The organism is Shewanella sp. Pdp11, assembly GCF_002838165.1.
Lineage (GTDB): Bacteria > Pseudomonadota > Gammaproteobacteria > Enterobacterales > Shewanellaceae > Shewanella > Shewanella hafniensis.
The window spans coordinates 1,253,461-1,277,435 of sequence record NZ_CP015194.1; the positions used below are offsets into that span (position 1 = coordinate 1,253,461).

General features: G+C 46.1%; 21 protein-coding genes and 1 pseudogene. 14 read left to right on the forward strand and 8 right to left on the reverse strand.

Features of this window, described 5'->3' with window-relative positions:
• Positions 1 to 127 precede the first annotated feature (127 nt).
• A complete protein-coding gene (fumC, locus tag AYJ58_RS05540; protein ID WP_106649316.1) occupies positions 128 to 1,531 on the forward strand; it encodes a class II fumarate hydratase in 1,404 nt (467 codons plus the stop codon).
• 98 nt (positions 1,532 to 1,629) lie between these two features.
• On the opposite strand, the gene rimO is transcribed toward fumC, so the two are convergent.
• Complete coding sequence (rimO, locus tag AYJ58_RS05545; RefSeq protein ID WP_106649317.1) at positions 1,630 to 3,048, reverse strand: 30S ribosomal protein S12 methylthiotransferase RimO; 1,419 nt, start codon at positions 3,046 to 3,048, stop codon at positions 1,630 to 1,632.
• A 417-nt stretch (positions 3,049 to 3,465) separates the two neighbouring features.
• Here rimO and AYJ58_RS05550 point away from each other — a divergent pair, with 417 nt between their 5' ends.
• Complete coding sequence (locus AYJ58_RS05550; RefSeq protein WP_106649318.1) at positions 3,466 to 4,179, forward strand: oxidative stress defense protein; 714 nt, start codon at positions 3,466 to 3,468, stop codon at positions 4,177 to 4,179.
• Between the two features lie 107 nt (positions 4,180 to 4,286).
• Here the strand turns inward: AYJ58_RS05550 and AYJ58_RS05555 are convergent, their stop codons facing one another.
• Entirely contained in the window at positions 4,287 to 6,440 is a 2,154-nt protein-coding gene (locus AYJ58_RS05555; protein ID WP_106649319.1) for a TonB-dependent siderophore receptor, read from the reverse strand.
• 292 nt (positions 6,441 to 6,732) lie between these two features.
• Between AYJ58_RS05555 and AYJ58_RS05560 the strand changes: the two genes are divergently transcribed.
• From AYJ58_RS05560 to AYJ58_RS05590, 7 genes and pseudogenes are all read left to right on the forward strand, one after another.
• The gene (locus AYJ58_RS05560) at positions 6,733 to 7,506 is read left to right on the forward strand and encodes an EAL domain-containing protein (protein WP_106649320.1); all 774 of its coding nucleotides are present in this window, start codon (positions 6,733 to 6,735) and stop codon (positions 7,504 to 7,506) included.
• A gap of 122 nt (positions 7,507 to 7,628) precedes the next feature.
• Positions 7,629 to 8,090 carry a hypothetical protein gene (locus AYJ58_RS05565; protein WP_106649321.1) on the forward strand — a complete coding sequence of 154 codons (462 nt, stop codon included), beginning with the start codon at positions 7,629 to 7,631 and terminating at the stop codon, positions 8,088 to 8,090.
• Between the two features lie 237 nt (positions 8,091 to 8,327).
• Positions 8,328 to 9,185, forward strand: coding sequence for a class I SAM-dependent DNA methyltransferase (locus AYJ58_RS05570; RefSeq protein WP_106649322.1), 858 nt, complete (start codon positions 8,328 to 8,330; stop codon positions 9,183 to 9,185).
• A 352-nt stretch (positions 9,186 to 9,537) separates the two neighbouring features.
• A pseudogene (locus AYJ58_RS05575) lies at positions 9,538 to 10,008 on the forward strand (DUF4336 domain-containing protein); the annotation flags it as partial.
• Between the two features lie 108 nt (positions 10,009 to 10,116).
• Positions 10,117 to 11,325, forward strand: a complete 1,209-nt coding sequence (locus AYJ58_RS05580) for an IS4-like element IS10A family transposase (RefSeq protein WP_001206290.1) — start codon at positions 10,117 to 10,119, stop codon at positions 11,323 to 11,325.
• On the forward strand, positions 11,322 to 11,567 hold the full coding sequence (locus AYJ58_RS05585; protein WP_232790863.1) for a hypothetical protein: 246 nt from the start codon (positions 11,322 to 11,324) through the stop codon (positions 11,565 to 11,567). Before AYJ58_RS05580 ends, AYJ58_RS05585 begins: the two co-directional genes overlap by 4 nt.
• A gap of 457 nt (positions 11,568 to 12,024) precedes the next feature.
• On the forward strand, positions 12,025 to 12,603 hold the full coding sequence (locus tag AYJ58_RS05590) for a porin family protein (RefSeq protein WP_106649323.1): 579 nt from the start codon (positions 12,025 to 12,027) through the stop codon (positions 12,601 to 12,603).
• A 366-nt stretch (positions 12,604 to 12,969) separates the two neighbouring features.
• On the opposite strand, the gene AYJ58_RS05595 is transcribed toward AYJ58_RS05590, so the two are convergent.
• The 4 genes from AYJ58_RS05595 to AYJ58_RS22155 form a co-directional block, all read right to left on the reverse strand.
• Positions 12,970 to 13,947, reverse strand: a complete 978-nt coding sequence (locus AYJ58_RS05595) for a transposase (RefSeq protein ID WP_106649324.1) — start codon at positions 13,945 to 13,947, stop codon at positions 12,970 to 12,972.
• 213 nt (positions 13,948 to 14,160) lie between these two features.
• On the reverse strand, positions 14,161 to 15,342 hold the full coding sequence (locus AYJ58_RS05600; protein WP_106649325.1) for a hypothetical protein: 1,182 nt from the start codon (positions 15,340 to 15,342) through the stop codon (positions 14,161 to 14,163).
• Between the two features lie 497 nt (positions 15,343 to 15,839).
• Complete coding sequence (locus AYJ58_RS05610) at positions 15,840 to 16,943, reverse strand: phosphoribosylaminoimidazolesuccinocarboxamide synthase (RefSeq protein ID WP_106649327.1); 1,104 nt, start codon at positions 16,941 to 16,943, stop codon at positions 15,840 to 15,842.
• Positions 16,930 to 17,358, reverse strand: coding sequence for a hypothetical protein (locus AYJ58_RS22155; RefSeq protein WP_106649328.1), 429 nt, complete (start codon positions 17,356 to 17,358; stop codon positions 16,930 to 16,932). Before AYJ58_RS22155 ends, AYJ58_RS05610 begins: the two co-directional genes overlap by 14 nt.
• 24 nt (positions 17,359 to 17,382) lie before the next feature.
• On the opposite strand from AYJ58_RS22155, the gene AYJ58_RS05620 reads away from it, so the two are divergent.
• From AYJ58_RS05620 to nrfD, 5 genes are all read left to right on the forward strand, one after another.
• Positions 17,383 to 17,556, forward strand: coding sequence for an SRPBCC domain-containing protein (locus tag AYJ58_RS05620; RefSeq protein WP_232790864.1), 174 nt, complete (start codon positions 17,383 to 17,385; stop codon positions 17,554 to 17,556).
• Positions 17,557 to 17,651: 95 nt separating this feature from the next.
• A complete protein-coding gene (locus tag AYJ58_RS05625) occupies positions 17,652 to 18,314 on the forward strand; it encodes a pentapeptide repeat-containing protein (protein WP_106649329.1) in 663 nt (220 codons plus the stop codon).
• 418 nt (positions 18,315 to 18,732) lie between these two features.
• The gene (gene phsA, locus AYJ58_RS05630) at positions 18,733 to 21,015 is read left to right on the forward strand and encodes a thiosulfate reductase PhsA (protein ID WP_105251315.1); all 2,283 of its coding nucleotides are present in this window, start codon (positions 18,733 to 18,735) and stop codon (positions 21,013 to 21,015) included.
• A gap of 12 nt (positions 21,016 to 21,027) precedes the next feature.
• Entirely contained in the window at positions 21,028 to 21,594 is a 567-nt protein-coding gene (locus AYJ58_RS05635; protein ID WP_106649330.1) for a 4Fe-4S dicluster domain-containing protein, read from the forward strand.
• 2 nt (positions 21,595 to 21,596) lie between these two features.
• Positions 21,597 to 22,544, forward strand: a complete 948-nt coding sequence (gene nrfD, locus AYJ58_RS05640) for an NrfD/PsrC family molybdoenzyme membrane anchor subunit (protein ID WP_106649331.1) — start codon at positions 21,597 to 21,599, stop codon at positions 22,542 to 22,544.
• A 106-nt stretch (positions 22,545 to 22,650) separates the two neighbouring features.
• Here the strand turns inward: nrfD and AYJ58_RS05645 are convergent, their stop codons facing one another.
• The gene (locus AYJ58_RS05645; protein ID WP_106649332.1) at positions 22,651 to 23,394 is read right to left on the reverse strand and encodes a sulfite exporter TauE/SafE family protein; all 744 of its coding nucleotides are present in this window, start codon (positions 23,392 to 23,394) and stop codon (positions 22,651 to 22,653) included.
• Between the two features lie 134 nt (positions 23,395 to 23,528).
• Positions 23,529 to 23,843 (reverse strand): met regulon transcriptional regulator MetJ, encoded by a 315-nt coding sequence (gene metJ / locus AYJ58_RS05650; RefSeq protein WP_006083215.1) that lies wholly within the window; start codon positions 23,841 to 23,843, stop codon positions 23,529 to 23,531.
• Positions 23,844 to 23,975 lie beyond the last annotated feature (132 nt).

Below are 23,975 nucleotides of genomic sequence, written 5' to 3' on the forward strand. Positions count from 1 at the left end.
CTGCCTTTACGCCAATCTTTACGCTTAAATCAGCCTTATTATTGATACTCCTTGTTGGAGGTTAATTGTACTTTCGCCCTGAGCGAGTATGGTGAAGGCTTAGAGAGTTTTAGCGAAGGAGATGCGCATGGCACAGCAATATCGAATCGAACACGACACTATGGGCGAGGTACAAGTCCCCGCAGACTGTTATTGGGGCGCGCAAACCGAGCGTTCGCGGCAGCACTTTCGTATCGGTGTCGAAGCGTCAATGCCGATTGAAGTGATCCATGCATTTGGTTATCTCAAAAAGGCCGCCGCCATTACCAATCAACAACTTGGCACTTTGACTCAAGCTAAAGCCCAACTGATTGCCCAAGTGTGCGATGAACTGATAGCAGGTAAACTCGATACGCAATTTCCCTTGGTGATTTGGCAAACGGGCTCGGGCACGCAAACCAATATGAACGTCAATGAGGTGATCGCCTATCGCGGCCATGTGCTCTCGGGTGGGCAACTTATCGATGCGGTTAAATGCTTGCATCCCAATGACGATGTTAACCGCTCGCAATCTTCCAACGACACCTTTCCCACCGCCATGCACATTGCCTCCTATCGCCAAGCCGTTGAGCTGGTTTTGCCCCGCATGAAGTTATTGCAGCAGAGCTTGCTGCATAAGGCCGAGGAATTTGCGCACCTAGTTAAAATCGGCCGCACCCATTTTATGGATGCGACACCGTTAACCTTGGGCCAAGAGTTTTCGGGTTACGCCGCGCAGTTAAGTTATGCCATCGAAGGCATTGAGCACAGTCTCAAGCGGGTGGCCGAGTTAGCCTTAGGTGCGACCGCCGTCGGCACAGGGCTGAATACGCACAAGGATTACGCCGTTAAGGTGGCGGACAATATCGCAAAACTCACGGGCTTGCCCTTAGTGACGGCACCGAATAAGTTTGCCGCCCTTGCTGCCCACGATGAATTAGTCGCCCTGTCGGCGGCCTATAAAGTGGCGGCAGTCAGTTTAATGAAGATCGCAAATGATATTAGGATGTTAGGTTCTGGCCCGCGCTGCGGCATCGGTGAGTTATTCCTGCCTGAAAATGAACCCGGTTCGTCCATTATGCCGGGCAAAGTCAACCCGACTCAGGTCGAGGCCATGACTATGGTGTGCGCGCAAATCATGGGTAATGATGTCGCCGTTAGCATTGGCGGTTGCAATGGTCAGTTTGAGCTCAATGTATTTAAGCCGATGATCATCGCCAATGTGCTGCAATCGGGGCGCTTATTGGGGGATGCTTGCCAGTCGTTTAACGATCACTGCGTGGTCGGCATAGTGGCAAATGAACCGCAAATCGCGCTGCATGTGGAAAACTCACTTATGCTAGTCACGGCGCTGAATCAACATATCGGTTATGAACAGGCCGCTAAGATAGCCAAAAAAGCCCATAGCGAACATAAGACACTGCGCCAAGCGGCATTAGAACTTGAGTTGGTGACAGCAGAAGAGTTCGAGCTGTGGGTCGATGCCAATAAGATGTTGGGGCCAGATGTATAGTGAAGGTAGAAAGCAGGGCGGGCTTCGCCCTGCTAGGACGCTGCAAAGAGCGCAGCTGCGAGAATCTAGGCCCTGGAACCTAGAACCTAGAATCTATCTTAGTCTTGGGTGTCAGCGTCGACTACTTCAGCCCATAGATCGTGTTCATCTGAATGGGTGATGCGGGCACGAACCAACATACCAGGTTCCAACTCAGTTTCACCATTGATAAACACCATACCGTCGATTTCAGGTGCATCGGCGAAGCTGCGGCCAATGGCGCCTTCTTCGTCTACATCGTCAATCAGAATATCTAAGGTACGGCCAACGAAACGGGCTAAACGCTCGGCGCTGATCTCGGCTTGGACTTCCATAAATCTGTGGTATCTGTCTTCTTTCACTTCTTCGCTGATAAGCTCGGCGATGGTGTTGGCGACAGCGCCATCCACTTCTGAATACTTAAAGCAACCGACGCGATCGAGGCGGGCTTCTTTTAAGAAATCGAGCAGGATTTGGAAATCCTCTTCGGTTTCACCTGGGAAGCCGACGATAAAGGTCGAGCGGATCACTAGATCGGGGCAGATTTCACGCCAGCGTTGAATTGCTTCTAACTGACGGTCAACACGGCCTGGACGCTTCATCATCTTGAGGATGCGCGGGCTTGCATGCTGCATTGGAATATCCAAATACGGCAGAATCAAACCTTCGGCCATCAAGGGGATCAAATCGTCAACCCATGGGTATGGATAGATGTAATGCAGACGCACCCAAGCGCCCATTTTACCCAGTTGGCGCGCTAGGCTAGTAATGTCTTGCTTGACTGGCATACCGTTCCAAAAATCGGTACGACCGCCTTTGTCTTTGCCGTAGGCCGAGGTGTCTTGGCTCACAACTAGAATTTCTTGTACGCCTGATTCCACTAAACGCTTAGCTTCATCTAAGATGCTGCCCGCTGGGCGGCTGTCGAGATCGCCACGTAGCGAAGGAATAATGCAGAAAGTACAACGGTTGTCGCAACCTTCTGAAATCTTTAAATAAGCGTAATGTTTAGGCGTTAACTTAACCCCTGTTTGTGGGATTAATGACGTGAAAGGGTTGTGTTCTGGCTTAGGCACATATTTGTGAACATGCTTCAACACAGCTTCGTAGCTGTGTGGGCCCGTGATTTCTAATACATCAGGGTGCACTTCACGGATTTGGTTTTCTTTGGCGCCAAGACAGCCAGTGACGATCACTTTGCCGTTTTCTTCTAAGGCTTCACGCACAGCATCCAGAGATTCTTCAACCGCAGCATCGATAAAGCCGCAGGTGTTGACGATAACTAAGTCGGCATTGTCGTAGCTGTTAGTCACTTCGTAGCCGTCGATGCGTAACTGAGTCAGAATACGCTCTGAATCCACGAGGTTTTTTGGGCAGCCCAAAGACACGAAACCGATGCGATTCCCAGTGGTAACAGCATTAGTGCTGGTGGCTTCTAATGTTTTGACTGGGATATCAAGCGTGGTCGTTTGCTTGGGTTTAAAAGTTTCAACTGTCATGGTTTCTCGCTGAGGTATAAGCCGCCTTAAAAAAGATGGCGGATTATACCTGAAGTGGTTAAAAGGTACAGTAGCTTTGGCTGAAAATTGTACAACTGGGGCGCTGAATATGCCAGTTAACCCTAAGGCCTATTTTGGGTGTGGATATAGAGATATCCGCCAGAGATCCGCAGTCGAACCCATAGGGATAAAACGAGCTAAATATTTTTCAGAAAAAATAACCCTTTTTAAAATCCGCCGCGTTTATAGGGAGCAAGAGACAGTTTGTTGATGCTGTTACATATTGGTACAGGTATTGGCACTTTTTACTGATAGCCTAAGCGCTAAATAAGCGACACAGTCGTGTTAACCGTCTCGTTTGAATATGCGTTCTATTTGAAGTGGTTTAGCTATAAGCACATTATTTTGGAGTCAGTTATGAAAAATTCTCTTTTAGCGGTATTGGTGGCGGGTGGTCTTTTTTCGAGTGCGTTTATGGCGCCAGCGGTACTCGCTGCAGAGGTCGATTTCCCCCACATTGAAACCATGGGTGTGAGTCAAATCCAAGTCGAACCCGATATGGCGGATGTGAATGTGGAAGTGGCCGTGATCGAAAAAACCGCGAAAGCCGCCAAGGATAATTCCGATGCCGCCGTGGCTAAGTTTATCGCCCGTCTCACCGCAGCGGGTGTGGCTAAAGCTCAGATCCAGAGCGCGAATTTAAATCTTCAGCCGCAATACACCTATGTGCAGGATAAGGCACCTGAGCTGACGGGTTACACCGCCAGTCGTCAAATTACCGTGACGGTAACAGACTTAAGCCGCTTGAATGCAATCTTAGATTCAGCCTTAGAAGAGGGCATGAATCGGGTGAACAACATCGCCCTTAAATCGAGCAAAGAAGCGGAATACGTCGCCAAGGCACGCCAAGCCGCGATTGTGGATGCTAAACAAAAAGCCGAGTCTTTGGCTAAAGGCTTTGGTGAAAATCTCGGCAAGATCTGGCAGATCCGTTATTACGATCAACGCCCTGTGCAACCTGTGATGTTACGCATGAACGCCAAAGCCGATGCTATGGGCGCCGCCGAGAGTTATCAATATGGTCAAGTGAGCATAGAAGATAGAGTTGAAGTGATTTATAAGTTGAAGTAGTCAGTGTTGAAGTAATAAGTGCTGAAGAATAGAAAAGGGCAGACTTAAATCGAGTCTGCCCTTTTTGTTCGCCAGTTCTTATTGGGATTGCCCCATCCTAAATAGCATTACATCTTCCAGCTTACAGTTGCACTATAGTTGGCTGGTGCACCGTAGAAACCTTGTGCCCAATAGAGGCTATTGAGGTATTTCTCATCGGTGATGTTGTTGGCGTTAACGGTCAGGCTAACATTGTCGGTAAATGCGTAGCGCGCCATCAAATCGACGATAGCATAGGCATCTTGTTTCGTGATAATAGGGTCACCCGCATTGGCAAAACCATCAGCAACTACGTCATCCTGTGTGCGAGAGATATCATCCTGCCAGCGCATGTTAACACCAAAGCTTAAGCCTTCGAGTTGCTCAAATTCATAGACGGCACTTAACTTAAATAACTTACTTGGCGTGTATTCTTTTACCAGTTTGGCAACATCATCGCGGCCATTAATGTTGAAGTCGGTATAACCTAAGCTCACCTGTAAGCCCGGATAAACCTCTCCCGCTATATCCAGTTCGTAACCTTTGCTATTGATCCCATCACCAGCAATAAAAATCTTGTTATCAGGATTGCTGTTGAGTGGAACAGCCAAGTTCACTTGTTCGACATCGAAGTAGGCGAGGCTGGCGATTAACTTACCATCAAATAATTCGCTCTTTAAACCGACCTCACGACTTTCGCCTGTCACTGGGTCAATCAATTGATTGTTAATGTCTCTTTTAATTTGTGCGAGGAAGGTTTCGGTATAGCTAGCGTAGGCGACCAGTTCTGGCATAAAACGATAGACAAGCCCTAGGTAAGGGATGAAATCTTGTGCATCGGTATCCCGTGATTCACCGTAGGATTCACCTTTTGCTTCCCATTGGTTAAAGCGGCCACCAGTAATTAAGTGCATGTCTTCAAACAAATTAAACCGTCCAGTGAAATAAGCGGCTTTTTGGGTTGAGTTAACATCGCTCCCCAATGGACTGTCGGCAAAGGTGGGATAGGGCGTATTGCCCTCCCACGTATTGAGGTCTGGCATGGCAGGGAAACCATTGCCTGTGGTGTAGTCGTAGAGTGAGTGTTCTTGTTTGTCTGACGTTGAGTAGTTTAGGCCAAAAACTAACTGGTGTTCACGGCCAAACAAATTGATATCGCCTTTAACATATACATCGGCCAAATCGCTGCTTTCTGTTGCATCATATTCACTGCCGTAACCGGTCAGACCTAACTCTGTGGTTTTATCTGGTGTGCCATAAACATAAAAAAGCTGGGTGTCTTCATCGGTTGATTTATGCGAGTAAGTCGCACGTAGGTGCCAGTCATCGTTAAAGTAATGACTTAGCTCAACCACAGTATTGTGCTTCTCAACTAGCCATGATGACCAATTGGCCGAGGTGCTAGTAGAGCGATCATAATTGGTCGCGCTACCGTCGGTATAATACAGCGGCAGTGCACCCCATAGGCCACCATCTGTGTCATTTTTGATATAAGCATGGCTGAGTGAAAGAGTCGTGTTATCGGATAATTGTGCCTCAAGCATGGCATACAAGACATTCTTGTCTTGTTGGTAGCGATCAAGATAGGAGTCTTGAACTTGCTTCACCGCCACCGCTCTGGCCGCGACTTTTTCGCCCAAATTCACTGTGCCATCGAGTTCAAGGCGAGCATTGTCAAAACTGCCGTAGCTGGCATTAATATTAAGTTGATTGTCTGCCGTTGGGCGCTTACGAATAAAGTTTACCGTGGCAGAGGGATTGCCTACTCCTGTCATTAAACCATTGGCGCCGCGGATCACTTCGACGCGGTCATAAATGGCGGTATCTTCGTCAGAATGGTTACTGCCGGAACTTAATGGTAGGCCGATACCATCAATCTGGAAATTAGTGATATCAAAGCCGCGGGCCGTGTAATAAGTACGGTCAGTCTCGATACGTTCAACATTGACACCCGTCGCTGTATCTAAAACCGTGTTGATATTAGTGAGTTGGAAGTCGCTCATTTGCGCGCTGGTAATCACAGAGACAGATTGCGGAATATCACTGATTGGCAATTCTAATTTTGAAGCACCACTGGCGGTACTGGCGTTGTAACCTGCAATATAACTGCCTTTGATTTCTATTTTTTCAATTTTTTCATCGACATTTTCATTGGGAGCGGCCTCATCGGCATAGCTTGGCATAGCAGTCGATAGTGCAATGATTATTGCTGAATAGAGTGTGGACAAGCGCAGTGTGTTCATCATTAAGCCTGATATTTTGGGGATGGGATGGAAAAGTGAGCACAATATAACGTAAGCGTACGGTTAAGTTAATGATATTCGTTATCATTTACATTTGTTAAATTTTGCAGGCTAAATTCGTGAATACTACTTAAGCCTGATTTACCTTGTGGTCTGCGTGGATGAGGTAAGTGCTCATGATGAAATGCCAACATCTTGTGGTGAAAGATTTTATTAACATGATGAACAGTAAAAACTGGCAAATTTAACCATTTATCCTCACACTAGTAAGGTGATGTTTAGGAGGCCGTTTATGGATTTTCCCGCTCAAATAAAGCAACAAACTTGCATGGATTGCTTAAGTGGTAAGTCATTAGGATTTGAAATTCGAATGGCATTTCAACCTATCATTCATTGGCCTAGTCGTGAGATCCACGGGTATGAGGCCCTTGTCCGTGGGCCCAATGGAGAAGGCGCTGGATGGGTGTTTGAGCGGATTAACGAAAGCAACAAATACTATTTCGATCAGGCCTGCCGAGTTAAAGCGATAGAAACCGCCTCCAAACTGGGACTCGATAAGATGCTCAGTATCAACTTTTTACCTAACGCCGTGTATAACCCTGAGACTTGTATCCGCGCGACGATTGAAGCTGCCGACATGTATGGGTTTGATATCCACAAAATCATGTTTGAAGTGACTGAGGGCGAGCAAATTGTCGACCGAGCGAAATTAGTCCGTATCTTCGAGAGCTATGCTAAACGTGGTTTTATCACCGCAATCGATGATTTTGGCAGTGGTTTTGCTGATTTAAGTTGGTTGGATGCCCTGCGCCCTCAAGTATTAAAACTCGATATGACCTTGATCCGTGATATCGATGTCGATAAAGAAAAACAGCTGGCGGTGGATGAAATACTGCGTATTTGCCTAGAGCTAAATACCAGAGTCTTGGCTGAAGGGGTTGAGAGCGAAGCCGAACTGAATTATCTCGCTGGAATCGGGATTGAGTATTTTCAGGGTTATTACTTTGCTAAACCTAAACTCGAACATTTAACTACCTATGCAGAGCTGAACTTTCATGCACCATAGCCGCGCTCGTTCAACATCTTAACCTATCTGGATCTTCTGCTTTGTGCGTTCACCATAGAATCTAAAATGGCGATATCGACACATCTGACTAAGCTTATTCTGACTCAAACAAAGGAGGTGTTATGAAACAGTTTACAGCTTTAACCCTATTCGCATCCTGTTCCTTGCTGCTAGCTAGCCAAGTGTTTGCCCACGGTGAAATCGGTGAACCCTCAGATGGCGCCAAGGGAATGGCCGGTGCCATGGGCACCATAGAATTTAAACCCTCTGATTGGCAAGAGAACAAACAGAGCTGGTGGAAGGACAGTGACGGTGTTGCGCCCGGTGTTGCGGGGTGCCATGTCGGTACCGACGCACAAGGTGTGCCTAATGGCAGAATGTTTGGCGAGGCGTGTTTGCCCGATGGCCTGTTAGTCGAATCTAACCCCGGCAAAGATGTAATACACGGTCACAGTGACGACTTAGGTCATCCTGATACCTTTGACTGTAATGCTTGGTGTGTCGGCGAAGGTAAAACAGCGGGGATGTGCGAAGTGGCCGCTGCGCCGCCTTGTGAGCAATCCGCGAGATGTGCCTGCAACTAGTTAATCGAGAGTGTGAGCTCGATGTATGTTGTGAGTTCACTGCGTTTTCATTTCTTTGACTAACGTATCTTTCTATCTGCGATTATTGCGCTACTAACTCGAATTGAATCCTTGAGTACACAAATGGCCGCTTTAGCTTGTGGCTTACTTAGCAAAAGGGCAATTGTTTGTTTATGAAATCGGCTAACTGATATATCATGCGCCACCTAAAATTGCCCTTGTTACCTATTCGCTACTATGTCATCCAACGCGCTCTATACCGATTTATCTGGCTATTACGATTTAATGTGTGCCGATATTAACTACCAGCAACAGAGTGCGAGCATTCATCGTCTGCATCAGTTCCTGGGTAATAACGGTAAACAACACCTTGATTTAGCTTGTGGTACGGGTCCCCATGTGCGGCATTTTATCGATCTCGGTTATCAATGCAGTGGCCTAGATATCAATCAGCCTATGCTCGACATGGCCATGCGCCGTTGTCCCGAAGCCCAGTTTAATTTGCAAGATATGACCGCTTTTTATTTAGAAGAGCGCGTCGACTTGATCACCTGTTTCTTATATTCCATCCATTACAGTGCTTGTATCGAACGGCTTAAAAGTTGTATCGCCAGTGTGCACAGTGCGCTCAATGACGGCGGATTGTTTTGTTTTAATACTGTCGATAAACACAGAATCGATAACACTGCCTCGGTTAAGCATTTTGCCGAGTTTGATGGTAGCCATTTTGCCTTCGAATCCGGTTGGCATTACAGTGGTCAAGGCGAGAAACAGTCCTTAAAGTTGAGTATTGCCAAAAGCAGTCTGCCGTTTACTGAGGTGTCAGCTTCGTCTTTACCAGTCTCTGACATGAAAGATTTAGGCTCGCTGGAAGCGGGGTTGCACGCCGCAGGTTTGCAGGACGTTGGCTTACAAGAACTACACAGCATTGAGCAATGGCAAGATCAACATGCCATGGTCGCGACTAGCTTCACAGAACTGCAGGAATTGTTAGCCCCCTATTTTGAAGTGCATGTTTTCGAACACGATTATGAAAAAATCGTCCCGTGGGATCTCGCATCCGGCAACGCGCTGTTTGTCTGCGTGAAGATTTGACCTTGGGTTGAAGGTTGGGCAACTCAAAGTCGTGGGGCTAGGCCCCACAGATTCTTAATCAAGATCTGACCAAAACGGAAAAGCGTTTACTCCCCTTTATTTCCCCCCAGCCACACCCATCTTTTTTAATAAAGAGTCTTCGTGCCTCTTCGCAACGTCGAAGGGTAAGGGCGATTTATTGGGTTTAAGTAAGGTTTGTTAGCCCTTAAAACAAAATGAGTCTTGGGTACTCTGGCTTTTCTATTCTCTTTTCATACTTTTGTGATGATGGCTGGCGGCTGATTTCGTGCTTCAATGTGCAATAAAGCGAAAGCGATTATTGATGGAATGATTGGTAGCATGGAGAGTTGATATGAAGCAACTAGCAGAAAACCTGTGGATTTTTGATGGTGAAGCCGTACCATTTTTTACCTTGCCCTATACCACTCGGATGACAGTGATCCGCTTAAATAATGGCGCTTTGTGGGTACATAGCCCAATCAAGCTCACCTCTGAACTTCAAGCACTGGTCGAGGCGTTAGGCGAAGTTCGTTATCTTATTGCACCTAATCATTTGCACCACCTGTTTTTAAAGGACTGGCAGCAACGTTATCCGCAGGCCCAAAGCTATGGTACCTCGGAAGTTCAAACAAAGCGGCCAGATCTCCATTTTGATGGCCTGTTCACCGCTCAATTTCATGCCATGTGGGCGGCTGATATTGACCAACTTTTATTTACGGGCTCTCATTTCATGCAGGAATGTGTGTTCTTTCATAAAGCATCGCGTACTTTGATTGTGACGGATCTTATCGAGAACTTTTCACCCGAATCTTTTAATGCTTTACACTGAAGAATCCCCTGATGATTTACAAATAAATCATCAAATTAGGGTGGAAGCGCATCTTGTTGCATGATCAAATGGTTTCGCCAAAAACTACACTTGGACAACAAGATGCGCGAAGCCAATATCCTACAACATTCTTTACACCAATACTGCCCAGAACTTCACCTAAAACGATTAAACAGCTTGATGCTGGCCTCTAAGGCACTGATTGAATGTAAGACACTGACCTTGACTGAGTTAGGTCGAAATTTACCAACCACGGCCCGAACCAAGCACAACATCAAGCGCATTGATCGTTTGCTCGGCAACACGCATCTGCATCAAGAACGGTTAGCTGTCTACCAATGGCATGCCAGCCTCATCTGTTCTGGTAACCCTATGCCGATTGTGCTCGTCGATTGGTCAGACATCCGAGAGCATAAACGCATCATGGCCCTGCGCGCCTCAATAGCCTTCAATGGCCGCTCTATTACCCTGTATGAGAAGTCCTATCCCCTATCAGAACAATGCTCTAAGGCCTCCCACAACGGTTTTTTAGCGGACTTAGCCAAGATTTTACCTTTGCATGTTACCCCTCTCATCGTGACTGACGCGGGGTTCAAAGTGCCTTGGTACAAAGAGGTTGAGGCGCATGGTTGGTTTTGGCTAAGCCGTATTCGCGGTACAGTTCAATTTGCAGATATTGGCGCTGAAAATTGGCGTGCAGTTCGCAGTACACATGACTTGGCCAACGGTCAAGCGAAGAGCCTGGGTTGTAAGACCTTGACCAAAACTAACCCTATCAATTGCCATCTCACGCTTTATCGTAGCAAACCTAAGGGGCGTACAAATCAGCGTTCAACGAGGACTAATTGCCACCATCCATCGGCAAAAACGTACTCAACATCGGCGAAAGAGCCTTGGGTGTTAGCCAGCAATTTACCACCAGAATCTCGGAGCCCAAAGCAGCTGGTAAACCTGTACGCCAAACGTATGCAAATAGAGGAAACCTTTCGTGACCTCAAAAGCCCGGCATACGGCTTTGGCTTACGCCAAAGTCGTACCAACAGTCCAGAGCGATTCGACATCATCCTACTGATAGCGTTGATGGTTCAATGCCTGTTGTGGCTAGTTGGTTTACACGCACAGCAACAGGGCTGGGATAAGCATTTTCAGGCCAATACCATTGGGCATCGAACGGTACTCTCAACGATTCGCTTGGGATTGGAGGTACTCAGGCGGCCTGATTATCAAATCACGGAGAAAGAATTGCTGGCGGCCTGGGTATTATTCGCCAATCAGTTGCTCAAATATGGCTATGCTATGGCTGATTTATGAGGGGATCCTTCAGTGCTTTACAGCGATTATTGGCTCGCGGAGCGGGAATACTCGCTCCAAACGGTAAAATGCCCTTAGATTGGCGTTTAAGTTTTATGTTTGCTAAGACACAAGCACGTAATCATATTAATAAAATATTAGCTTGGGAGCCAAAAGTTATCATCATGGCCCATGGTCTTATCATAGAGAATGATGCAACGGCATTTCTGGAAAAATCATTTTCTTGGGTAAAGGGGGAATAATAGTTTTATGATATTTTCCCAATATCATTTTAACGATTAAGTCGTTATATATTATTAACGAATGAAAGACGGATATTTTATCGTTCAGAAATTACTATTTTAAAATTTATTTAAAATTAACCTGTGCAGCATGAATGATAACTAACTTGTCATATATAGTAAGTTGGTTGAATGTTGCTGGTTTGTGGGTTTATTTGTTGCCTGTGAAATAGTTACAATGTAATAGGCAATAAATACATTCGTCAGAGTGAGGATAACTAACAGCGAGTGATATATAAGCGATTTTAGCAGTTTATTTAAACTGTTCATTATTTATTTTACATTTTTCACTTGATATAATGCATTGATATAAATGTTATTTTTTAATTTTATAAAATTATTCTGCTTTGATTTAGCAAGTCTGGCATTACTTTTGTAATGTACTTAGCGTATTTAAATAATTAACTAGGAGTACATTATGAAAAATACCATTCTTACTTTGGCCGCCATTATTTCTTTAGCATCGGTTAGTGCTTACTCTCAGGCGCAGAGCATGGAAAATAATGACGCCACAGAAAATGGCATTTATGTTGGTGCTAACTATGGTTATTTAAAAGTCGATGGCAAGGATGACTTTGACGACGATAGCGATGTTATTCAAGGGCTTGTTGGTTATCGCTTCAACCAATATTTAGCTATCGAAGGCGGATACGTCAACTTCGGTGATTATGGTAATAGCCTTTCTAATGCAGAAACAGATGGTTATACCGCTGCGCTAAAAGTCTCATATCCCATTGTCGATCGCGTTGAGTTGTACGCTAAAGGCGGGCAACTATGGTATTCCACAGATTATGATGTGTTAGGTTTTTCTGGAAATAAAGATGATGAAGGTGTGTTCGCTGGTGCTGGTGTCGCATTTAAAGTTACAGATCGATTCTTAATTAATGCCGAGTACACTTGGTATGATGCAGGAATTACCGTTGAGAATGTTAGTAACGGCGCAGATACAGACACAGACTTTAAACAAGCGAGTTTAGGTGTTGAATATCGATTCTAATTATTTGTAGTTGATATTTATAATTTAAAAATTGATTATCTAGGTGTGACACGCTAAGTGTCACACCTTTTTTATATTACTAATAAGCCCCTCCGATTTTTTATTTTTTAAATCAAAGTCAAAATGACTTAAAAAGACTTAAATAAGGCCACCCAAGATAAAACAAGAACATAATGCACTTTCTGTTGGCATTTAAGTGACAAAAAGTCACTTAGCCGTTAAAAGGCTAGCGAATTAGGGTTCCAAAGGATGATGACTAACTAAATTGACCTATTTGGCTGAAAAAACGATATTTTTAGTAAAAAAAGCCCAACCCATTGCCTCGTTGGAGGTCTTGAAGGAACGAGCAATGAAACAGGCTTGAAATCAGCCAGCGTTAAGGTACCGACAGCATTTAGCAAAGTGCCGTCGTCGCTTCTCTAAATGCTCGCAGTAATCGGTCAGTTCTTGCAGCGTCCCCACTGGACCACGAAAGAGCTTGCCAAACTCTGTGGTCAGTTTTAACCAATTTTCATGGGATATATTTAATCTTGTCAGTAAGTTGGCGCTATTTTCACTTATTGCACCACGCTTGTCGTTGCGGATGATCCGCCCTGTATCCTCAACTAACTCAAGATAATCCTTGAGTGTAAACGCGATTCCATTAGGTTGGTTATCGCGCTCTTTACCAATGAAAGGCAGTAGATTGCTAGGCTGATCACCTTTCAATGCTGCCCGAATGCGTAGCTGAATGCTGGTATGGTCTGATTGTGCTGGCGTGTCAGCCATTTTGGCTCTGATGGGATTCAAATCAACATAGGTCATACAGGCTAAAACAGCAGTTTCATCAAGAAGAGCCTGTGACTTAAAGCGGCCTTCCCAGAAACGACCACTACAGTTATCTTCTTGATTTGCTTGTCTTGCTATCGGTTCGTTTAAGCAACGCATGAACCAACTGATATCACATAAACGGCTACGGTAAATTGCTATAGCATGCTTTAGCCTGAGGACTTGGTGAGGTTCAACCAACTCACCTTTAGCGAATTTTTGCGTTAATTCATCACCTTTAAATAGCTTATGCCACTGCTCAAGCACTTCGCGATCAGTCCAACGATTAGTTCGGTCGATATCTACCCGTAACACCACATGCAAATGATTCGACATCACCGCAAAGGCGGCTACATCAATAGCAAAAACAGCCTCAAGTTCAAATAGTAGCGATTCTACCCAGGCGCGGCGATGGTCATAGTTTTTCCCCGAGTAACTATCATCGCCGCATAAAAATGCACGCCGAACAACGCGACTACAACAGTGATAGAAGGGCGTGTCTTCAACACTAATCTGAGTTCTGCGAGGGCGCGGCATACAAACCTCTTTGTTCAATGCTTAGCCTAAGCATAGTCGGAGGTTAACTACCGCGCCATTAACAATGGATGTCCATTTAGTTCACGGCATCCATGCCTCGATCACGCAACGAACGCTAATGCCCTGCGGCAACTCCGAGGGGAGGTGAACTTCTGACGCCGCGGTGTTGGCCGCAACCCCATGAGAGTTATGGATGTCCCATTTTTAACTCTTCTACCCATATAATAAATCAAACCCTGGATTTTCATCCTGTTTGTTTTTAAATGCTAAAAAAGTGGACCTTATATCTTCAGTTATGATATCACTATTTTCAATGTTGAGTAATTCGTCGAATTTTTTAATGAATTCATTGGTGAAACTTTTATCATTGAAAATTTGAATTTCATCATTGTAAATGATATTGAGTGAAAGAGATTTTAATGGACTGTTTAGTGCGTGTGAATTTTCATCATGCCATATAATTATTTCAATAAGCTCTTTAATTCCATTTATTTTACTTGTAAATGAAATCGACCCGCTGGATGATGCGGTGATACTCTTAACGAAATTTATTCCAGCACTAGAATTGGTTTTTTCTAATTTATCTAGATTTTTAATGTTGCTAAATTGGGTAATTAAATTGATGACATCAGCTGTCTGGTGCATTATTTTGTTAATTGAAAATGGGCTGTAGTCAAGTGCACTAGAATCGACTGTAATCCTTAATATATCCGATGGGGATTTATACCAAATGCATAATTTATCTAGTAACTCAGATATTTTCGACATTACACCTTCACAATTCACAGAGGGTTTATTAATGTCATTAATGAGCATGTTGTAATATTCTATTATATAAGGCAGTGATGAATCTTGGTTTTCACTGTTTGATTTAGATACTGTCATAGTTGAGCTGTTGGTTTTAAATATTTTATTGTATAACTCTGTTGTTGACTTAAAAGTAATTGTGTTCTTGCTTTTTTTTTCAATATTGATGAGTAAATTCTCAAAAGATCTAGTATGCATTTGATATTTTTGAAAGCTGATGATGTCGTTCTCATTATCCCACTTTGCTTGCTGTCTATCTTCAAATGATTTTTGGTTTTCAGCTTGTTTTGCAATCTGATCTTGTTGGACTTTGAATTGTTGCATCCCCATTAAAAGGATGCCTAAGGTGCCAAAGCCTGCAACCATTGAAAAAACGCCAGATAGTAAAGAACCAAAAGTACTCCAATCTTCGTTATAAGCTGATAGACGGCAAGTTAAATCATGCGGATTTGAGAGTAATGAAAAACAGCCCATTTGATATGCGTAAATCGCTAAGATGAGCAATGCTATTATTAGTCCGATACACCCAAGAATCGCTAACACTCTAAGCGAAAAATTTAATGTATATTTATTGCTAAAATTATTCATGTAACATCCTTATTCTACAATTAGTTAGCGAATTTCTTGATCATTTTAGTCTGATCGACTTTAGATGGTCTACACAGTTGCATGATATTTATTGGAATGATGGGGCTGGCAAAACTCTTTTGGGATTACAGTCAACACCAAAGCCTCAGAAGTACACCTTTCCCTGCGAAGTTGCTGAAGGGCGTTGAAGGAAATAGCGTGCCGCAGACAGGACGTCTGCGTAGCTTTCGGGGGGAAGGGACGCCCCATCGGAAGCGTTAGCTATTTTCGAATAAGCACGAAGCTAGTACCTAATGCATGTAACTTCGCTAGGAGCGGCAAGGGAGATCCAAGAGGGGATTGCTGTTGATCCCCTCTTGGTCGGGTGTGGGGTGAAGCCCCACGACTTTGATCCAAACGAAGTTTGGATAATCTATTTTGCAAAGCAAACAAAAAGGCGCCTAAGCGCCTTTTCAATTCAGGGGGCAGGGATACTCCCTAACTAACCTGAAATCTGATTAAACAATCAGATCATACTCATCTTTGAGTATCTTAATAATATCTGCCTTTGGATTGGCTGGCAGCGGAATTGCCGCGCCAGTCACTTTCTCGGCAACGCCGGTGTAAGTGCGTGACACTTGCATCATGGCCTCAAGTGGCAGGTCATTATCGCGTGCTAGGGCTTCACGCTCTGGCATTCTGTCTTTGTTGAGCAGCACATCAGGATCTGGGAAATGATTTAACAGGAACTGGCGGAAGCCTTCCTTAGAGTTTTCAAGGATTTTGCCATCGCGGTAGGCGGCGCCGTCCCAAATACGTGATGAGTCTGGAGTGCCAACTTCATCCATGTAAATCAGTTTTGAATTACCGTTTTTGTCGGTGACATAACCGAACTCAAATTTAGTGTCGACAAACACTTGATCAATGTCGGCCAGCGCTTTTGATATCACTTTAAAGCCATCCTTTAACAGCTTCTCGTACAGGTCGATATCTTCTAACTTTTCAAAGCCAAAGGCTTGGTAGTTGGCTTCGATATCGGCTCGACTGATGTTCACGTCGTCCTGCGCGGGCACACCCGGAATACCGGTTAAAATGCCCTTAGTCGATGGGGTGATTAACAGCTCAGGGAGCTTTTGATCTTTCTCTAAGCCTTCTGGCAATGTGATGCCACAGAATACGCGCTCGCCCTTAGAGTAAGCGCGCCACATTGAGCCTGTGATGTACTGGCGGCAAATGGCTTCGACTTTAATGGGGCGGGCTTTTTGGACTATCCATACGAACGGGTGAGGGATATCCAAAATATGGCTGTCGGCTAGGCCGTTTTCGGCGAACAGTTTAAACCAATGGTTAGATATCGCGTTTAATGCCGCGCCTTTACCGGGAATGCCTTTGAGGCCGCCTTCACCGTGGAAGATACAGTCGAAGGCCGAGATACGGTCGCTGATCACCATGATGGCAAGCGGGGTATCTTCGGGGACGTTATAACCCTTGGTTTTGATTAAACGGCGGCTGTCGGCATCGGTTAGCCAGTAAACGCTGCGAACCTTGCCGCTGTGGACTGGGCTGTCGGTGCGGATTGGCAAATCGTTATTCACGGCTAATACGGAATCAGCAAGACTCATGACGAGTATTCCTTAGGATAGAGAGTGTAGGGATAAGGTTTTTATAAGTGTCGGTTTGCAGAAGGATTATGGCGTTAGCAACAGCCAGATTCATTGCAACCGCTTTATTATTCGCGCGTGGCTTAGGGTGTAAAGCGCTCAGCCAGTTTGCGGGATTTGATGTTAAATCTTGAACAGCAAAAGGGGTATTTTCGGGCGGTGTTTGATGTGTGTCAGCAGGAGATAATGCAAGGGATGGAACAAACGCAGGGCAAGGTTGGCACCACAGTGAAAGTGGTCTGTTAAAGCGGGCTGGGCCCGTGCCATTTTGCTCGAAAATGCTAACCATTAATCCGAGAGAACCTTGTGCTAGACTGCCGCGAAAAAGTGGCGACATTTTACCTTTATTGACGAAATTTGCCACGGCTATTTGCATTGTTCTTCGCTGATGTGCGAGCTTATGACACAGTTGCAGCTCACAAGACCATTAAGCCAAATATCCAATGGAGGGAAGTACACTGCGCGGGTGCTGCATTGGAATAGCGAAGATAGGCAGAATCATGAGGATATGGGGTTTCATCCGGGTTGGTCTAAGGCGACCGATCAGCTTGAGGAACTCGTCGCGACTCTCTAGCAGGCGCCCCTATCAGAGAGTCAACATTAGGTCGTACCTAGCCCAATTGCCCTGCATTATCGTATTGTTGGGGATTGGGCAGGATTAGAGGTGTTATGTCATCACAGAAAGAAGTGCCACAGCTTAAACAATCGCAGTTTGCGCCATCGCAATTAGCCTCAAGTGCGGCTTTGCAGGGCAATAGTTTTTTATCAAAACAGTTCAATGGTTTGTCGGAATTAGCCCAAGAGCTACAGGGCATAGAGTTTGAGGATTGCTGCTTTCAAGACTGCCATTTTAGCGAGAGCGTTTTTCGTAAATGTAAGTTTATCGATTGTTGCTTTGTACGCTGCAACTTAAGCTTAGTGAAAGTGCCCCAGTGCCAGTTCAGCGGGGTCGAGTTTGAAGAATGTAAGTTAGTCGGTATCGATTGGACCCGCGCCGCGTGGTCGCGTTTATCCTTTGCCGCGCCTTTTTCTTTTAAGCAATGCATTCTAAATGACGGCTCATTTTTAGGCTTGTCCCTCGATGAAATCATCATCGAAGAGTGCAAGGCCCACGATGTCGATTTTCGCGAGGGCAGTTTTAATCAAGCCAATTTCACCTACACGGATTTTAGTCATAGTCTGTTTGGTCGCAGTCAGCTATTGGAGGCGGATTTTAGCGAGGCCACTAATTACGATATCGACATTTTTAACAATAAAATCAAAGGCGCTAAGTTTAGCCGCGATGAAGCGATACGCCTGCTCAACTGCCTCGATATAGAGCTAATGGATTAATGCGATTGTAATCAGTTTGCGCCCGCTAGCGCGATGTTCTTATCCTGCTAGGGTTATCGCAATTGACTGAAATGTCAGTTTTCTTCTCAGCCGCCAGTATCCAAAGCTGGCGGCTTTTTCTGTCCGTTTTTTAAGACCTATTGATCTTATTCACGTATTTCAAGGTCAGTCTTAGGTTTTAGTTGCGGTAGATCACACCGAGCTTCCCCATGTGGTTTACCACAATACCCACCTACCTCTTTCGGGATAACAATCTCTGTGGATGAGCAGTGTATTCAGCGTATGCTGGTTTTGAAGATATGGTGGCGCTGTTTTAACGCTTTATAACTAAAAAAGTAATCAAATCAGTGAGCAAACCTCTGCTCGATGGCGTCCAATGTGGCGACTGACGGGTGGGATGAGCGTGATGGAGGTAACCATGATTGAGCTTAATAGGCGAACCTTTTTAAAGGGAGCAGGAGCGAGCAGCGCCACGTGTGCGCTGGCCAGTCTGCTGCCGGGCAGCTTAGCGGCATTAGAGAATAAGCAGCTAAAGGGCATGGGCAAAGACATTGCCAGTATTTGTGAAATGTGTTCGACTCGCTGCCCGATTTCGGCGCGGGTGATTGAGGGCAAAAACGTCTTCATTAGTGGCAACAAGGCCGCTAAATCTTTTGGCGGTAAAGTGTGTGCCCGTGGCGGCGCAGGCCATAGTTTATTGTACGATCCACAGCGTATCGTTAAACCGTTAAAGCGGGTCGGTGAGCGCGGCGAAGGCAAATGGGCTGAGATCAGTTGGGATGAAGCTTATAAATTAATTGCTGAAAACCTCAATAAAATCAAAAAAGAACATGGCCCAGAAGCCGTGGCATTCTCGTCAAAATCTGGCTCACAAGAAAAGCATTTGTTTCACCTTGCGACCGCCTTTGGTAGTCCAAATACCTTTACCCACGCGTCGACTTGCCCCGGCGGTTATGAAATTGCCGCTAAGGCTATTTTTGGCACTAAGGTCAAACGTGATTTAAGTAATTCTAAATACATCATTAACTTCGGCCATAACCTGTACGAAGGCATCAATATGTCCGAAACCCGCGGCATGATGGCGGCGCAAATGGACAAAGGTGCCAAGCTGGTGGTGTTCGAGCCAAGATTCTCCATTGTGGCCGACAAGGCCGATGAATGGTATGCCATTCGCCCCGGTACCGACGTGGCCGTCGCCTTGGCGTTATGCCATGTATTGATTGAAGATAATCTTTACGACAAGGCATTTGTCGCGCGTTATGTGGAAGGTTTCGAAGCCTTTGCCGCCGAAGTGAAAGCTTATACCCCTGAATGGGCAGAAACTATCTCCGATGTGCCTGCCAAAGACATCCGTCGTATCGCCCACGAATATGCCGCTAAAGCGCCCCATGCAGTGGTCGATTTTGGTCACAGAGCCACCTTTACCACCGAAGAGTTTGAGATGCGCCGCGCCCTTTACGCCGCTAACGTCTTGATTGGTAACATCGAGCGTAAGGGCGGGATTTATATCGGCCAGAAACCCGGTGATTACAACAAGCTTGCCGGTGAAGCGGTTGCGCCCGTATTGGCAAAACCTGGCGTGAAAGACATGCCAAAACCAGCAGCGAAACGTATCGATCAGGTGGAAGAACAGTACGCCATGATGTGGACATCGGGCGGCGTTTACCAAACTATTCTCGATGCCACATTAAGCGCTGTTCCTTACCAGTTACACGGCTGGGTGATGTCACGCACTAACCCAATGCAAACCATGACAGACAGGGCGCGCGTTGTTGAAGCGATGAAAAAGCTCGACTTTATCGCCGTGTGTGATGTGTATATCAGCGAAACCGCCGCCTATGCGGACGTGATTCTACCTGAGTCAACTTATCTTGAACGTGATGAAGAAATTGCTGATAAGTCAGGTAAAAATCCGGCCTATTATGTGCGCCAACGGGTCGTTGAAACCTTAGGTGATACTAAGCCTTCTTGGCAGATCTTTAAGGATGTGGGTGTGGCTATGGGCCTTGGCGAGTTCTATCCATGGGAAAACATGGAAACCCTGCAAATGCTGCAGGTGAACCGCGACACTGACCTGCTGCGCCGGATCAAAGACGAAGGTTTTGTGAGCTTCGGTAAGCCAATTATGTTGTGCGAGCCTAAGATGGTTGCCGAGTTTATTAAGGCATACCCTAATGCGCGACCTGCCGATGAAGACGGCACTTACGCCAGCGCACTGACCTTTAAAACTCCGAGTGGCAAAATTGAACTCACTTCCGCGAAAGTCGAAGCCATGGCACCGGGCCGTGGGGTGATCAAGTTCCGCGAAGTGAATCTTAAAAAAGCAGATGAGCTGTACTTTATCCAAGGCAAAGTGGCGGTGCACACCAATGGTGCAACCCACAATGTGCCTATGCTCGCTAACCTGATGTCGGATAACGCTGTGTGGGTTCACCCTGTTACTGCGGGCAAATTAGGGATCAGCAATGGCGACCCAATCCGCCTCACCAGCAGTGTAGGCACAGAAGAAGGCCATGCCTTAGTCACGCCGGGCATTCGCCAAGATACTGTGTTTGCTTACATGGGCTTTGGTTCTAAAAACAAAGAGTTGGTCAGAGCAACGGGCAAAGGTATCCACTGCGGTAACTTACTACCGCACGTTACTGCTCCTGTGTGTGGCATGACAGTGCACACCACGGGCGTCACGCTGGCAAAGCGCTAATCGGAGGCTTAAATGAATAAACGATATGTAATGGTGCACGACGAGAATAAGTGCATCGGCTGCCAAGCTTGTAACGTGGCGTGTCGCAGTGAAAATGGCGTACCCGAAGGCGTTACTCGTCTGCAAGTGCGTGTGGAAGGCCCCTTTGGTGAGATGCCCAATCTGCACTTCAAATACCACAGGGTATCTTGCCAGCAATGTGAAGATGCGCCTTGCGTTAAGGTGTGCCCAACGGGCGCGGCCTATGTGGGTGAAGACGGCATTGTCTCCATCCACGGCGACAAGTGTGTGGGTTGTATGTACTGCGTGGCGGCGTGCCCTTATAAAGTGCGCTTTATGAACCCAGAAACCAAAGTGGCTGACAAGTGTAACTTCTGTAAGGATACGCGTTTAGCACGGGGCGAAGAGCCAGCGTGTGTGACTGTGTGTCCAACCGATGCCTTAGTGTTTGGCGATGCTAACGATCCACAAAGTGAAGTGGCCACACTGCTCAACACTAAGATCACTTACCAAGATAAAACCCATTTAGGCACTAAACCTAGGGTATATCGCGTTCCTACCAAAAGAGGGGGGATTTGATTATGAACAATACTTGGGGCGACATGGCGCAATATGATCCTGTCACTTGGCACTGGGTCATCGCCGTTTACCTGTTTATGGCGGGGTTATCCGCGGGCAGTTTACTGATTGGCATTGGTTTGCGCTGGGCGAATAAGGAACTCAGCGCGGGAGCCGAAAGCAGCATTCTTAAGGCTGCGGCCATTATTGGGCCTGTGGCAATTAGCTTAGGTCTAGCTTGCTTAGTGTTTGACTTAACCAAACCATTCCACTTCTGGCTGATTTTAATTCACTATAACTTCCAGTCTGTGATGGCAATCGGGGTGCTGGCGCTGCTGGCGTATTCTCCCTTGGCCTTTGCATACGCCATTATTGTGCTGCGGGATGACTTACCGAAATGGGGTTTGGGTTTCTTAACGCCTATCGCTAAGTTACTTATGCCATTTCGAAAGCTGATTGAAGTATTGTTGTTTGTCCTCGCCATTGGCGTAGGGGCTTACACTGGCTTCTTAATTTCGGCGATGAATGCTTATCCTATGCTCAACACTGCGGTACTGCCTGCGCTGTTTTTAGTGTCGGGTTTATCGGCGGGCGCTGCGGCAAACGCGGTACTGGCACTCTTGTTGTTTAAGACCGATAGCCATGATAAGACTTTGGCTAAGATGCACGGGTTAGAATTGCCTGTGATGGCGATTGAAATCATGTTCCTGTTCATGTTGTTCTGCGCCTTGTACTTCAAGGGCGGCGCGGCAGCTGCGGCCTTAGCGTCGTTAACCTCAGGGCTATGGGCAAGCGTGTTCTGGATAGGGGTTGTCGGTATCGGCTTTGGTATTCCATTGCTGTTTATGCTGCTACCCGCCGCGACTCGCCACACTAAGGGCGCGATGATCATGGTGGCTTGTGCGAGCTTAACCGGCGTACTCGCCTTAAGACATTTTATTGTGTACGCAGGGCAAAGCTATTTAAGCTGAGTGTAAGCTGGCTTTAAATATTGATAGATAAAGAAAAAGCACTGGCAATGTCAGTGCTTTTTTATTGTTTGAATCTTGAGATGATTTGCCAGTACAAGCGGGACGCTTATTGGGGTAATAACTCGATAACCGACTTCACCGTTAGCACTAAGGCGCTGATACTGCACAGGACTAACGTCGCCATCTTTGTCTTCTCTTTATCGACACGGCCCACTAATCGTCCTGCGACTAAGTAACCTAAAATCACTGAGGGGAGCAGCATCAACGACAGCCACAGATGTTTTAATTCTAATAAGCCAGTGATCGCTAAAATGACCAATGCAATCATGGAGCTAAAAATGAAGAAGGCCGACAGGGCTGCACGAAACTGCGAGGCATCTTTGCCTGCCAACAAAATCGCCATCGGCGGGCCACCAATCGCGGCGATATTGCCGAAGATCCCTGAAACCACGCCCGCACCGAAGAGGGTTTTCTTATTCACGGGTAGGCTGAATTTATACAGGCTGAGGATCACTGCGACAGTTACAATGGCGGCGATGGATAAACCGAGTATGGGCTGAGGCGCAAACAGCAATAAACTCGCGCCGATAAAACCGCCGGGCACGCGACCTAGGAGCGCATATTGCAAGCCATTGAATTCTAAGTGACCGCGTTCACGCACTAAGGTCAGCAGGGCGATGGAGAAACCCATAGCAATAACAGGCGCAGGTACAAGTTGTGGATCGACGATATACAGCAAAGGACTGGCGACAACCGCAAGTCCAAATCCAATCAGGCTCTGGGTTAATGCGCCCAGAAACACGACCAGCGAGGCTAAGGCGAGTGTCTGTGGATCTATCATAGAAAACATAGGATTTCCTATATCCCAAACCACCTCAAGATAGTGAAATTTAAAGTTTGAAGTCGCTTGGGTATAAACAAAAAGGGATCGTTAACGATCCCTATTGATGAGCACTGTGATATGACTTTGAAAGCGACGAGTCGCTATTCCATATCTTCCCACTCGATCCCCATTTCGTCCATCAGCAACTTGGCTTCGGCGGGAATACTGTCTGGGCTGTCTTTTGACAGATCTTCATCGTTAGGCAATGGCTGGCCAGTGTAGGCGTGCAAAAATGCCTCACACAACAGCTCGCTGTTGGTGGCGTGACGCAAATTATTGACCTGACGACGAGTACGTTCGTCCGTGAGGACCTTAAGCACTTTGAGCGGAATAGACACAGTAATTTTTTTTACTTGTTCATTCTTCTTGCCATGTTCAGCATAGGGGCTGATGTATTCCCCATTCCATTCAGTCATTGACTCACCTGTTATAACGCTAAATTCGGGGCAGATTTTAAACCCTTACAAACAACAGTCAAATTATTGCTACTATTTCTTTGTGATTGCAAACAGATTTCTTTATGTTTAGACGTCTAAACGTCTTCACGC